The sequence below is a fragment of the Herbiconiux solani NBRC 106740 genome (genome assembly GCF_001571005.1).
In the GTDB taxonomy this organism is placed as follows: Bacteria; Actinomycetota; Actinomycetes; order Actinomycetales; family Microbacteriaceae; genus Herbiconiux; species Herbiconiux solani.
In genome coordinates this window covers 317800-330814 of sequence record NZ_BCST01000002.1, presented here as the reverse complement: position 1 = coordinate 330814, position 13015 = coordinate 317800, and the positions used below count along the sequence as shown (strand labels likewise).

Annotated in this window: 12 protein-coding genes and 1 pseudogene; 10 read left to right on the top strand and 3 right to left on the bottom strand. The window is 66.6% G+C overall.

Annotation, left to right across the window (positions count from 1 at the left end):
* The first annotated feature begins 96 nt into the window (after nucleotides 1–96).
* From HSO01S_RS04795 to HSO01S_RS04755, 9 genes are all read left to right on the top strand, one after another.
* Nucleotides 97–858 (top strand): DeoR/GlpR family DNA-binding transcription regulator, encoded by a 762-nt coding sequence (locus HSO01S_RS04795; protein ID WP_066039424.1) that lies wholly within the window; start codon nucleotides 97–99, stop codon nucleotides 856–858.
* A gap of 39 nt (nucleotides 859–897) precedes the next feature.
* Nucleotides 898–2277, top strand: a complete 1380-nt coding sequence (locus tag HSO01S_RS04790; RefSeq protein WP_066039423.1) for an ABC transporter substrate-binding protein — start codon at nucleotides 898–900, stop codon at nucleotides 2275–2277.
* Nucleotides 2278–2427: 150 nt separating this feature from the next.
* Complete coding sequence (locus HSO01S_RS04785; RefSeq protein WP_245635889.1) at nucleotides 2428–3261, top strand: carbohydrate ABC transporter permease; 834 nt, start codon at nucleotides 2428–2430, stop codon at nucleotides 3259–3261.
* A gap of 50 nt (nucleotides 3262–3311) precedes the next feature.
* Nucleotides 3312–4115: a carbohydrate ABC transporter permease gene (locus HSO01S_RS04780; protein ID WP_306306970.1), complete on the top strand. Its 804-nt coding sequence runs from the start codon at nucleotides 3312–3314 to the stop codon at nucleotides 4113–4115.
* Nucleotides 4116–4162: 47 nt separating this feature from the next.
* Nucleotides 4163–4969, top strand: a complete 807-nt coding sequence (locus HSO01S_RS04775) for a class I fructose-bisphosphate aldolase (protein ID WP_084361309.1) — start codon at nucleotides 4163–4165, stop codon at nucleotides 4967–4969.
* Nucleotides 4970–4980: 11 nt separating this feature from the next.
* Nucleotides 4981–5991, top strand: a complete 1011-nt coding sequence (locus tag HSO01S_RS04770) for an NAD(P)-dependent oxidoreductase (protein ID WP_066039419.1) — start codon at nucleotides 4981–4983, stop codon at nucleotides 5989–5991.
* Between the two features lie 4 nt (nucleotides 5992–5995).
* On the top strand, nucleotides 5996–7468 hold the full coding sequence (locus HSO01S_RS04765) for an FGGY-family carbohydrate kinase (RefSeq protein WP_066039418.1): 1473 nt from the start codon (nucleotides 5996–5998) through the stop codon (nucleotides 7466–7468).
* A gap of 13 nt (nucleotides 7469–7481) precedes the next feature.
* Entirely contained in the window at nucleotides 7482–8492 is a 1011-nt protein-coding gene (locus HSO01S_RS04760) for an alcohol dehydrogenase catalytic domain-containing protein (RefSeq protein ID WP_066039417.1), read from the top strand.
* Between the two features lie 15 nt (nucleotides 8493–8507).
* Nucleotides 8508–9941, top strand: coding sequence for an aldehyde dehydrogenase family protein (locus tag HSO01S_RS04755; RefSeq protein WP_066039416.1), 1434 nt, complete (start codon nucleotides 8508–8510; stop codon nucleotides 9939–9941).
* A gap of 31 nt (nucleotides 9942–9972) precedes the next feature.
* Here the strand turns inward: HSO01S_RS04755 and HSO01S_RS19715 are convergent.
* The 3 genes and pseudogenes from HSO01S_RS19715 to HSO01S_RS04745 all read right to left on the bottom strand — a co-directional run bounded on the left by HSO01S_RS19715 (nucleotide 9973) and on the right by HSO01S_RS04745 (nucleotide 12159).
* Nucleotides 9973–11346 (bottom strand): annotated as a pseudogene (locus tag HSO01S_RS19715) (YobI family P-loop NTPase).
* Nucleotides 11270–11500 (bottom strand): YobI family P-loop NTPase, encoded by a 231-nt coding sequence (locus HSO01S_RS19710; RefSeq protein WP_373280204.1) that lies wholly within the window; start codon nucleotides 11498–11500, stop codon nucleotides 11270–11272. Before HSO01S_RS19710 ends, HSO01S_RS19715 begins: the two are co-directional and overlap by 77 nt.
* A 44-nt stretch (nucleotides 11501–11544) precedes the next feature.
* Nucleotides 11545–12159 (bottom strand): ROK family protein, encoded by a 615-nt coding sequence (locus HSO01S_RS04745; RefSeq protein ID WP_157078909.1) that lies wholly within the window; start codon nucleotides 12157–12159, stop codon nucleotides 11545–11547.
* Here HSO01S_RS04745 and HSO01S_RS19705 point away from each other — a divergent pair.
* The gene (locus tag HSO01S_RS19705; protein WP_169799932.1) at nucleotides 12110–12295 is read left to right on the top strand and encodes an NPCBM/NEW2 domain-containing protein; all 186 of its coding nucleotides are present in this window, start codon (nucleotides 12110–12112) and stop codon (nucleotides 12293–12295) included. The genes HSO01S_RS04745 and HSO01S_RS19705 overlap by 50 nt on opposite strands.
* Nucleotides 12296–13015 lie beyond the last annotated feature (720 nt).

The following is a 13015-nucleotide window of genomic DNA, read 5'->3' as shown; positions in this document are numbered from 1 at the left end:
GAGCAACCCCAACTATATACATCAAAAACAAATTGGATCTACTTGCGTTTAATTGGGTATGCGTGCAACACTGGCTTCGCTGACGAAGGAGAGAGCATGTACCTGGAGGAACGCCGGCGGTTGATCATCGCCAAGGTGCAGACCGACGGCCGCATCGACGCGACGCAGATCGCCGCCGAACTCGATGTAACCACCGAGACCGTGCGAAAAGATCTGGTCTCCCTCGAACGACAGGGCTTCCTCACCCGCACGCACGGTGGAGCGATCAGCGTACAGCGACTGGGTTTCGAACCCGAGACGTCGGTGCGTCAGGCCGTGATGTCCGACGCCAAGCTCCGCATCGCCGAAGCCGCGATGAGCGAAGTGCCCGCCGACGGCTCCATCATCATCGACGGCGGCACGACCACCGCGTTGATGCCCCGATTCTTCTCCGTCGACGCCAACCTGCACGTCGTCACCAACTCGTTGCAGATCCAGAACGCCCTGTCCGACCGGCCCAACACCACCGTGATGGCCGTCGGCGGGGTGGTGCGCCCGGTGAGCCAGTGCAGCGTCGGCCCGTGGGCCGTCAACGCCCTCGTCGACGTGCGCGTCGACGTGGCGTTCATCGGCGTCAACGGATTCAGCCTCGACCACGGATTGACCACCTCCGACCAGGCCGAAGCCGAGGTGAAGCGGCAGATGATGAAGTCCGCCCGCCAGGTCGTGCTGCTGGCCGACAGCTCCAAGCTCGGAGCCGACTACTTCCACCGCTTCGGAACCCTCGCCGACGTCGATGTCATCATCACCGACTCCGGCGTCGACGACGAACTCGCCGCCGACCTCCGCACCGAAGGTCATCGACTCGTCATCGCCTGAAAGACCCGCCCTGCACCACTGATCCCAGAAAGAAGAGAAATGAGCACCATGCACCCCTCGAAGACGCGGATCGTGCAATTCGGAGCGGTGGCCGTCGGCCTCGCCCTGGCCGTGAGCGGTTGTACCGCGAGCACATCCGGATCCAGCAGCACCGACGGCGTCACCACCCTCACGGTGGCCACCGCCTCCGTTCCCCAGTTCGACGACATCCGCGCTCTCACGAAGCAATTCGAAGACGCCAACCCCGACATCAAGGTCAAGTACGTCAACCTCCCCGAAGACCAGCTGCGAGACCAGCTCACCCAGGGCGTCGCCACCGGGTCGAGCCCCTTCGACGTCGTCAGCATCGGGCCGTACGAAGTGCCGATCTGGGCCAAGAACGGCTGGCTCTCGTCGATCGACGACCAGGTGCAGAAAGACACCGCGTTCGACGAGCAGGACATCATCCCCGCCGTGCTGAACGGCCTGGAGTACGACGACAAGCTGTACGCAGTGCCGATTAGCGGCGAATCGTCGATGCTGATGTACAACAAGGACATCTTCGCCGCCGCCGGCGTCACCATGCCCGAGAACCCCACCTGGGATCAGGTGCGCGAGCTCGCCGCCCAGGTGCAGGACACATCGAAGAACGTGGCCGGGATCTGCCTGCGCGGCGACGCGTCGTGGGGAGCCTCGATGGCGGCGCTGAACCCCATCATCAATGCCTACGGCGGAACCTGGTACGACGACGACTGGAACCCGCAGTTCTCGAGCCCGGCAGTGAAGAAGGCGATCGACATGTACCTCGATCTGCAGCAGAACTACGGCATCCCGGATGCATCGACCGCCGGCTTCCCCGAGTGCCTGACCGCCTTCGGGCAGGGCAACGCGGCCATGTGGTTCGACGCGACCTCCGCCGGTTCATCGGTCGAGGACGCGGCGACGAGCACGGTCGCCGGCAAGGTCGGCTACGTGGCCGCGCCGGTCGAGTCGTGGAACGGCAACGGCTGGCTGTGGTCGTGGAACCTCGCCATCACCGAGACGTCGAAGAACCAGGACGCCGCGTGGAAGTACCTCGCTTTCTTCGGATCGAAGGACTACGTACAGCTGGCCGGCACCGAACTCGGCTGGGAGCACGCCCCGGCGGCGACGCGCACATCGACCTACGGCATCCAGGACTACCTCGACGCCGCACCGTTCGCTGACGTCTCCCTGGCCGCGGTCGACAACGCCGACCCCACCGATCACGCCACGCCGACGCCCTACAGCGGCATCCTGTTCCTCTCCCTGCCCTCGTATCAGGACTTCGGAACACAGATCGCGAAGCACGTCTCCGCCGCCATCACCGGGGCTGAGACCACGGACCAGATCTCCGAAGCGGCAGATCAGATCCTCGGCAAGTTCGCCGAGGAGAACCGCGACTGGGTCGACGGGAAATAGGACATCGTGAATTCACCCTCTGCCACGCTGGTGCGAACCACGCGAGACGGAGCCGCGTCCGGCCGGCGGGGCGACTCGCCCCCCGGCCGGGCCCCCCGGAAGGGCGCTGCGCGCGAGCGCTTCTGGCGTCGGCTCCCTCTGTTCCCCATGATGATCGTGGTGCTGATCGTCACCCAGCTCCCCTTCCTCATCACCGTCTACTACAGCCTCACCGACTGGAACCTGACGACCAGCAGCGACGGCCCGGTGTTCGTGGGTTTCGCGAACTACGTCGAGATCTTCTCGGAGCCGGAGTTCCTCCAGGCCGCCGGCAACACCGTCGTCATGACGGTCGGCGCGGTGGTCGTGTCCTTCCTGCTCGGACTGGGCCTGGCCCTCCTCGTCAACCGCGAGTTCTTCGGCCGGGGGATCGCCCGCACCCTGCTGATCACACCGTTCCTGGTGCTCCCCGCCGCCACCGCCCTGCTCTGGAAGACGAGCATGTTCAGTGCGTCGTACGGCATCATCAACTGGGTGCTCAGCCCGCTGGGCCTCGGGCCGATCGACTGGCTCGGGCAGTTCCCGATGCTCTCGGTCATCACGATCCTGTCGTGGCAGTGGACGCCCTTCTTCATGCTGATCCTGCTGGCCGGGCTGCAGAGCGAGGACCCGTCCATCATCGAGGCAGCATCGGTCGACGGTGCCGGGCCGTTCCAGCGCTTCAGGCACCTGACGGTTCCCCACCTCCGGCCCTACTCCGAACTCGGGATCGTGCTCGGAACGATCTACATCCTGCAGACGTTCGACGCCGTCTACCTGGCGGCGCCCGGATCGGCCACCACCAACCTGCCGTACTACCTGTACCAGCGCGCCTTCCGAGGACTGGAGATCGGCCAGGCCTCCGCGATGGCCGTGGTGGTGCTGATCGTCACGCTCATCATCGCCTCGTTCGGCCTCCGTGTGGCCTCCGGCCTGCTGAAGGACGCGGAAGGGAAGAGAAAATGACCGCGACCGCGATCCGCCCCCGTTCCCGTGCTCGGGTTCGACGCAGAGGGGTGGGAGGAAAGCTTCTCACGGCGCTCACCTGGGTGCTCGCCGTGGTGATGTTCTTCCCCTTCTTCTGGATGGTGCTCTCGGGTTTCAAACCCGAGGCGGCGGCGGTGACCAGCCCCCCGCAGTTCTTCTTCCAGCCCACCCTCGACCAGTTCGCCATCGCGTTCGACAACAATTTCCTGCCGTACTTCATCAACTCGGTCACGGCGAGCGTTGCCTCCGTGCTGCTGGTGATCGCGCTCGCCCTGCCAGCCGCCTACGCGCTGGCGATCCGGCCGATCCGCAAATGGCGAGACGTGATGTTCTTCCTGCTCACCACGCGGATGCTGCCGATCGCCGGCGCGATCATCCCGATCTACCTGATCGCGAACAGTCTCGGAATCCTCGACCGGATCGTCACCCTGGTGATTCTCTACACCGCCATGAACCTGCCGCTGGCAGTCTGGCTGATCCGCTCGTTCCTGATCGAGATCCCGATGGAAGTGATCGAGGCGTCCCGGGTCGACGGCGCGAACTTCTTCCAGCAGCTGACGCGGGTCATCCTGCCGATGGTGGCGCCCGGGCTCGCGGCCACTGCGCTGCTGTGCTTCATCTTCTCCTGGAACGAGTTCTTCCTCGCCAGAAGCCTGACCTCGGTCGACGCCCAGACGGTGCCGCTGTACCTGGTCAGCTTCATCAGCACCAAGGGGCTGTTCTGGGCGAAGCTCTCGGCCGCATCGCTCCTGGCCACGCTGCCCGTGGTGATCGCGGGCCTCGTAGCCCAGAAACAACTCGTTCGCGGACTCTCCCTCGGCGCGATCAAGTAGCCCTCCCTTTCATCCACGAATCACCAGACCAAAAGGACTATCGACACATGGAAACACACGACTTCCGGCTCGGACGACTCTTCGACCGAACCACAGGACGCACGATGGTGGTCGCCTTCGACCGCGGCCTCGGAGCCGACGCATCGCAGGGCGGAGAATCCACCTCTCGCATCGTCGAGGCCGTCGTGGACTCGGGCGCCGACGGCATCCTCCTCTCGCCGGGCGTTCTCGACCGCAGCCGTCACCTGCTCGCTCACCGCGACGCACCGGCCGTGCTCGTACGCACCGACTTCATCTTCCTCGGCGACCTGCAGCCCGCCGGCACCGCGGGAACGGGCGAGGTGTACCGCACACTGATCACCGCTTCCGAGGCTGCGGCACTCGGCGCCGACGGCATCGTGATGTTCCTCATCCTCGGCAACGCCGACGACGCCGTCACGGCCGACAACGCGCAAGCAGTCGCCAAGGCCGCGCGCGATGCCCACCGTGTCGGGCTGCCGCTGATCGTGGAGACCGTGCTGTGGGGTTCGCGGGTGAAGAACCAGAACGACGTCGACGCGCTGATCTACGTGAACCGGCTCGCGGCCGAGCTGGGGGCGGATGCCGTGAAGACCCAGTTCACCGGCGACGCCGAGTCGATGCGCCGGGTGATCGCCAACTGCCCCGTTCCGCTCCTTCTGCTCGGTGGCCCGCGCACCGACTCCGACGACGAACTGGTGGCCTCCACCACCGAGGCGCTCGCGTCCGGTGCGCGCGGACTCGTCTACGGGCGCAACGTCTGGCAGTCGGCCGACCCCGAGGCCACGGCCCGGCGGCTGCACGAGCTCGTTCACGGCCTCGCCTTCGCGGTCTGAGCGGGCCGCAGATGCGCATCGTCGTCATCGGAGACGCCTTCGTCTCCGGAAAGAGCATGGCTGCAGCCCTCGAGGCCGATCCCGGCATCCCGATCGACTCGATCGACGTGGCCGACTGGGCCGTGGAGGGCGGAGGGCCGGCTCTGCACGCCCTCCAGCACCAGGTGGAACTCCACGGCCCCGATGCGGTGGAGATCCCCGAAGAGCTACGGGCAATGGCCGCGTCGGCCGACGTGCTCGTGGTGCACTTCCTGCCCGTGGGCTCGGGGATCATCGGCGCCGGCGGGCCCCTGCGCACCGTCGCCATCGCTCGGGCCGGAACCGAGAACGTCGACACCGATGCGGCCGCATCGGCCGGCATCCGGGTGGTCAACATCGGAGGTCGCAATGCTCCCGCGGTAGCGGAGATGGCGCTCGGTCTCATCATCGCGGAGCGGCGCAACATCGCCAGGGCCCACCTCAGCATCGCCACGGGCGGCTGGCGCAAGGACTTCGTCTCGCGTTCCCGGGAACTGGGCGGGTACACCGTCGGGCTGGTCGGGTACGGGGCGGTCGCGCGCCATTTCGTGCGGCTGCTCTCCGGATTCGGTGTGCGCGTGATCGCCTACGACCCGTACACCCCGGCTGAACTGCTGAGCGGTGACGGAGTGTCGGCGGTGGAGCTGGACGAGGTGTTCCGCGAAGGCGATGCCATCGTGATGTTCGCCCGGCTCACCGACGACAACGACCGGTTTATCGGTCGGGAGCTGTTCCGGTCGATGCGGCCCACCGCCACCTTCATCAACACCGCACGCAGCCGGCTGGTCGACTACGACGCCCTGTACGAGGCGTTGGCCTCGCACTCGATCGCCGGAGCCGGGCTGGATGTCTTCGACGAAGAGCCGCTGCCGGCCGACAGCCCCTGGCGCAGCCTCGACAACGTGACCCTCAGTCCGCATGTCGCCGGCGACACACCGGAGTCATTCGAACGCTCGGGCGCGCTCGTCGCGTCAGCGCTCGCCCGCGTGCTCGGGGAGGGCTGAGCGGATGCTGCTCGGAATCGACAGCGGACAGACCGCGCTGAAGGCCGTGCTGTTCAGCGACGACGGCCGTGAACTCGGATCGGCCTCACGCCCGTCGGCGTCTCTCACGCCCCGGCCGCACTGGGTCGAACGTGACGCCGAGGCGTTGCGAGTTCAGTTGTTCGAGGTGATCGCCGAGGTGCTGAGCACCACGGCGACGCGCCCGGCCGACGTGACCGCCGTCGGAGTGGTGGGGCACGGCGACGGGCTGTACTTCGTCGGCGACGACGGACGGGCGAGCCGGGAGGCGATCCTCGCGGTCGACACCCGGGCCGAGAGCGTGCTCGATGAGTGGCGGGTGCACGGCGTGATCGAGCGGGCGGTCGCCCTGACCGGTCAGGAGCCGTTCGCGGCCTCGCTGGCTCCGCTGACCCACTGGCTGCTCGTGAACGAGCCAGAGGCCCTGGCGCGCACCCGCTGGCTGCTGGCATGCAAGGACTGGTTGCGCTACTGCCTGACCGGAGAGATCGCGACCGACTTCTCCGAGGGCAACTCGAGCGTCGGGCGATTGGACGGCCTCGACTACAGCCAGGAGGCTCTCGAGCAGTACGGGATCGAGGCGATCGCCTCGAAGCTCCCGCCGCTGCGCCGGCCCACAGAGGTCGCGGGCGGGATCACTGCCGTCGCGGCGGAGCGATCAGGCCTCGCGATCGGCACGCCGGTGGTGATCGGTACCCACGACGCCGTCGCCGCCATTTTGGGAGTCGGCGCGGGCGGGCCGGGCGAACTCTCGGCGCTCGCCGGCACCTACAGCGTCAATCATCTGGTGTCGACGGACCGCATCGTCGACCCGCGCTGGCAGGCACGGCCCTGGGTGGAGAGCGGACGGTGGGTGCTGATGGGCGCCTCGCCGGCCTCGGTGACGAACTTCGAATGGTATCTACGCACGCAGATGAGTGAGGTGCGCGATCCGGTCGCGGTGGCCAACCGCGAAGTGGCCGAAGCGCTGACGGAGGAGTCGCGACTGGTCTTCCATCCATTCCTCTACGGCTCGCCCGAGGGTGGGCACGCGAGCGGCAGCCTCCTCGGCCTCCAAGGCTGGCACTCGCGGCGACATGTCCTGCGGGCCATCTGGGAGGGCATCGTGTTCAACCACCGCACCCACCTCGATGCACTCGGCCGTGGCCGACCGCGAGAGCGCATCCGACTGGCCGGCGGGGCGTCGAAGAGTGCGGTGTGGACCCAGCTGTTCGCCGATGGACTGGGCTGCGTCGTCGAGGTCACCGAGTCCTCGGAGCCGGGCGCCCTCGGCGCGGCCATGCTGGCCGGCATCGGCACGGGCGTCTACCCCTCGATCGAAGCGGCCGAGGCAGCCGTGGTGCACCGGGCCGCGAGCTTCGAGCCCCACGAATCGCAGCGCCCCCGCTGGGAAGAGGCTTTCGGCCGCTACACCGAGACGGTCGACGCGCTCCGACCACTTCGCCACCTGTTCGATTGATGAGGAACCACCGATGAAAGCACTGGTCTTCCGTTCCGGCCTCGAGGTCGGTGTCGAGCAGGTGCCCGATCCGGTCGCCGGGCCCGGCGAGGTCGCGCTCGCGGTCGAAGCCGCCGGAATCTGCCACACGGACCTCGACATCCTGCACGGGCGCTATCCCGCGGAGCTGCCCCGGATTCCGGGGCACGAGTTCGCCGGCACGATCGTCGCGGTCGGCGACGGCGTGCCGCGGTCGCGGATGGGGGAGAGGGTCGCCATCGATCCGCTGCTGCCCTGCGGTTCCTGCCGCAACTGCCTCCGCGGGCATCCGAACCTCTGCGCCACCCTGCGGGCCTACGGAGCACATCTTGACGGCGGGCTGGCCGAGTTCGCCGTGGTGCGGGCCGGCAACGCACATCCGATCGGCGATCTCGACGCCCACCTCGCGGCGCTCGCCGAACCGGTGGGGTGCGCCGTCAACGCCATCGAGCGTGCCGCCCCGGGCATCGACGACCGCGCCGTCGTGATCGGCGCCGGACCGATGGGAATGCTGCTCGGCATCGTTCTCGAAGGTTCTGGCGTGCATGACCTCACCGCCGTCGACGTGGCCCTGCCCCGGCTGGAGCGGGCCGGGAGTTTCGGATTCCGGCACACTATCGACTCATCGGCGGGACTCGTGGAATCGGCCGGTGCGCGCGGCTTCGACCTCGTGATCGACGCCACCGGGCGGCCCGCCGTGGTGCAGGATGCGATCGGACTGCTGGCCGATGCCGGCACCCTGGTGCCGTTCGGCGTCTGCCCGCCAGGTTCGAAGATCGTGATCGATCCGAACGAGGTCTACGCCCGCCAGCTGCGCATCATCGGCTCGTTCAGTCTCGCCTCCACGATCCCACGCGCCGTCGAGATCCTGCGGGCATCGAGTCTGCCGCTCGGTGAACTGGTGACCCACCGCTATCCCCTCGACCGCGCTGCCGAGGCGCTCGCCGCCGTCGGTACGCCCGAGAGCCTCAAGATCCACGTCAGCCCGACCATCCCATCAAGTTGAATCGAAGGACACCTCATGCGTGACTACACCGACATCTACGTCGACGGCGAGTGGATTCCCTCCACGGGAGTTCAGCGGATCGACGTCGTCAACCCGGCGACCGAAGAACTCATCGCCACCGTGCCCGACGGCACGGACGACGACGTGGCGCGAGCCGCCGCGGCAGCGAAAGCCGCCTTCCCGGCGTGGGCCGCGCTCAGCCCCGTCGAGCGTGCCGATTGGATGCAGAAGCTCACCGACGGGCTGCAGGCCCGGGCCGACGAGATCGCCCGCACCGTGTCGTCCGAGATCGGCATGCCCTACGCGCAGTCGATCGAGTGGCAGTCGGCGCTCCCCATCCGCAACTTCCAGTTCTACGCCGACCACCTGCGCGAGTTCTCCTACGACGCCGGCGCGGTGAAGCACTCCCTCGTCGTGCGTGAGCCGGTGGGCGTCGTCGGCTGCATAACACCGTGGAACTACCCCTTGCACCAGATCGCCCTGAAGGTCGCGCCGGCGCTGGCTGCGGGCTGCACCGTCGTTCTGAAGCCGAGTGAGGTCGCTCCGCTGACGGGCTACATCCTCGCAGAAGTGGCCGACTCGATCGGGCTTCCGGCCGGAGTCTTCAACCTGGTGATCGGAGTCGGCCACACGGTCGGCGAGGCGATTGCGGCGAGCGAGGACATCGACATGGTGTCGTTCACCGGATCGACTGCGGCCGGCATCCGGGTGAGCGAGGTCGCGGCGAAGACGGTGAAGAAGGTCGCGCTCGAACTCGGAGGCAAGTCGGCGAACCTCATCCTCGACGACGCCGACCTCGAAGCGGCGGTGATCGACGGGGTGGGCAACTGCTTCTTCAACGCCGGCCAGACCTGCACCGCACTGACCCGCATGCTCGTGCCCCGCTCGCGGCTGGAGGAGGCCGAGGGCTATGCCAAGGCGGCCGCCGAGGGTTACCTCACCGGTGATCCGTTCGCGTCGACGACCCTGCTCGGCCCGGTCGTCAGCGAACGGCAGCACGAGAGGGTCGTCTCCCTGATCGAGCAAGGGATCGCCGAGGGCGCCTCGCTCGTCACCGGAGGAACGACGACCGTCTCCGACACCGGCTACTTCGTGGCGCCCACGGTATTCTCGGGGGTCGAACCGGACATGGCCATCGCTCGGCAGGAGATCTTCGGGCCGGTGCTCGCGATCCTTCCCTATGACGACGAGGAAGCGGGTATCGAGCTGGCGAACTCGTCGGAGTACGGGCTCGCCGGCGGTGTGTGGGCGGGCAGTGAGGAGCGCGCCATCCGTGTCGCCCGGCGCCTGCGCACCGGTCAGGTGTCGATCAACGGCGGCGGCTTCAACAATGAGGCGCCGTTCGGGGGCTACAAGCGCTCAGGCAACGGCCGCGAGGCGGGTGCGGCCGGATTCGAGGAATTCCTCGAGACCAAGTCGCTGCACCTGCGAAGCGTTCGCGCCGAATAGCTGTGCGTGGAGTCGCCGTCACCAGCGCCGGTCAGTGCCCTCCCGAGCGCTGACCGGCGGCGGCCGCCGCGCCGGCCCGACGGCCGGTGAGGAGGGCGCCTTCGATCGTGCCGAAGCACTCGATGGCGAGGTCTCCTCCCGCGAAGTAGAGCCGGTCATCGGCCAGCGGTGCCGTCGCCAGGCTTGCCATTTGGACCGGCCCGGGAACGAACCACGTTCCACGGTAGTGGGCGTCTTCCAGCGAGTCCTTTTCATACGACGACGCGACGGACGCTTCGGGCAGATACTTGCGCACGGCAGCACTGAGTTCTTCGGCACCGAGCGGGTGCCCGGTGTCGGGCCCGAGCGCGACAGCGAGCATGCGACCGTCTCCGAAGTCATGCTCCGACCGGAAGTACGCGAACGGCGGGTCGGCGGCGAACACCCGGAAGTGATCGTGGACGTTCTCCAGAAGCATCCAGGTCTTCCGTGACCTCCCGACGTGTCCGGTGGCCGCGAGGGCCACGATGGCCTGAGGCACGGAGGCGGGCAGCTCGATCCGGCTCAACGTATTGAGCGGCACCGCAACGACAACCGAGGATGCCATGAACGTCTCGCCGGTCTGCGTCGACACGCGATAGCGATCGGCGTCTCCGTCGCGGACGACCGCGGTCACCGGGCAATTCGTCGTGATCGCGTCTCCCAATGAGCCGGCCAGGGCATCGACGAGGCGCAGCGTCGTTCCCTCGATCGTGATGCGGTAATGGTCGGGGTCGCACATCGCATCGAACGGCATGCCCAGGTGAGCGGAATCGATTCGGTCAAGACTAGTGCCGCCCATGTACGCGATGCTCGGATCCTCAAACCTATCTAGGTCCTCGATGATGACCACGTCGCGGTTGGTTTTCTCAAAGAAGTAAACGATCTCGTCGACTTACGTGTCTGACTTGTCATTGGCGGTGAGACTTATCGAAGTCGAAGGGGTCCCGATCTTGTCAAATCTCCAACGGTTTGCCAGCAACAGCTGCGCGAAGTAGAGCAACGCCGCTGTTAGGACGCCATTGGTCATGAGAAGCCAGGGCCGAAGCCATTTGGACTCGACAGGAAGTGCGAGGGGTACGCCCCACCCCGAGAGCCACAACAGTCCGACGAAAGTTCCCGCTCCAAGCAGCGCCCCGAGGAACGCTCGCGTCTTTGAAGGGACGCTCAGTCGCCTGAACCGGGACCCGGGCACCCGAGATGGGCGCACCTGATATAGGAGCTGTTTGACGATCTCCTTCTGGATGTAGTTCGTCAGCCCGTTGGGTGCCAGGGGGTCCTCGGATTCCCCGGCAGACGAGACCCCAACGTCACTCAGGGACGACAGCGAGATTTGAACCGCTCGTGGCTTCCTCTCCGGCCAAGATGCTGCTCTTTCCGCTTCCATAGTTGCCGGTGAGCGCAATGTTCCAAACGGTGGCTCTACGTTTGTCGTCCCGGAGCAGATCGATCAGCTCGTCGCTATACAGCTTGTGCTGAGCATCATCGTGAGCGGCGGTCAGTGGCTGCAGCTTGAGTGCTATACGACCTCCACGACGCATGACCTTCCGCGTCCACGAACAGCGCCACTGGGGTGAGCGTCGGCTCAGCTCGTCAGCTCGTACGCCGAGAGCCGCGTCGAGAACGACTGGTCGAATACGAGACTCGCCGCACCGACCGCGCCCACGGCGTCACCCATGACGGTGGACTCGATCCGCGGATGGCTGGGAAGGCCTTCCGGCGTGGTGGCGAGGTGCTTGCGGATGACGTCGATGTAGAGATCTGCGAGCGTGTTCCAGAAGGGTCCGCCGAACACGACGAGCGAGGCGTCGTAGGCGCTGACGAGAACGCGGGTGGCCTCGGCGATCGCGTCGGCGGCGCGGGCGAGGAGCTCGGCGGCTTCTGGAACGCCCTCGTCGGCGAGCCGGCGCAGTTCGGTCAGCCAGGCGTGCGCCTCGTCGGATGTCGGTCTCCGCGCGGATTCGGGAAGGATACCGAGGTCGACCGCGTCCTCGACCAGCAGGTAAGGGTCGGTCGCGCGGCCGAGACAGCCGCGCCTTCCGCAGAAGCACGGGGTGTCGCGGGAATCCTTCGAGAAGGGGCCTCGGCACGCACGCGAACTCGGAGATCGTCTACGACCTGTCGGGCAGAACCTCGACGCGTTCCATGCTGTGGTCGGCGTCGACCAGGAAGTGCCGAGCGGGGGAGCGACCTCGCTCACCTTCCAGGTGCTGCTGGACGGGAAGAGCGCATTCGAGAGCGGACCGATGAAGCGGGACACGCCCTATGGGCAGTTTTCATGGCCACCAACGGGCAGCTCTACTGGCCGCCTATGGGCAGTTTTTCATGGCCACTAACATTGATCCAAAGGTGCCGTTGGCTGTGGCTGATACAGATCCCCACCCGGCGCCATCCTCGAGGAGAGTGCGTCACTGGCGAAACGTCGTCATTCGGCGAGGGGAGGTACGTCAGAGGGCAAAACAAATGCTCGTCGGTCTTGGGGACAAGTGGCTGGACGCGAGCTCACCACCCATCGAACACGAGAGCGCAGACGAAGCGGTACTGCTGCTCATCAGGCACCTGGCGGACTTACGCTCGGACGTCCGCGCGATGGCGAAGAATCCGTACTTTTCAGACGAGCATGAGCAACGTGTGACGGTCGAGACGTTCTCCCGCACGCGCTCACGACGACACCGAGCAGCATGGGACCGAGGCCTCCACATGAGGTTGGTTGCGGGCGAGGATCGCTGGGGCGGGGTCTATGAAAGAGCCGATCTAGCGCCGAGACTGCCGATCCGGGCAGTCCGATTGGGGCCGAACGTGCCCGAAAGCGCGCACAAGGCGACTCGGTGGCTGCTCCTTGCCCACGGCTACCCGCTCGATGCGGGCTGTGTCGGTGACGATCCGGTCGAGGTGCCCTGCAAACATGGGAAGAGAGCGTCATCATCGATCACTCTGTTCACCCCTATCGATCGAGGTGACGCGGTCACCGCCCTCGGATTTACCGGATTCGTGCCCCTGGTCGGGTTGTGAATTACGAGCCTGCTCAAGTCGAATGGTCCATGGTCGAGCCCGCC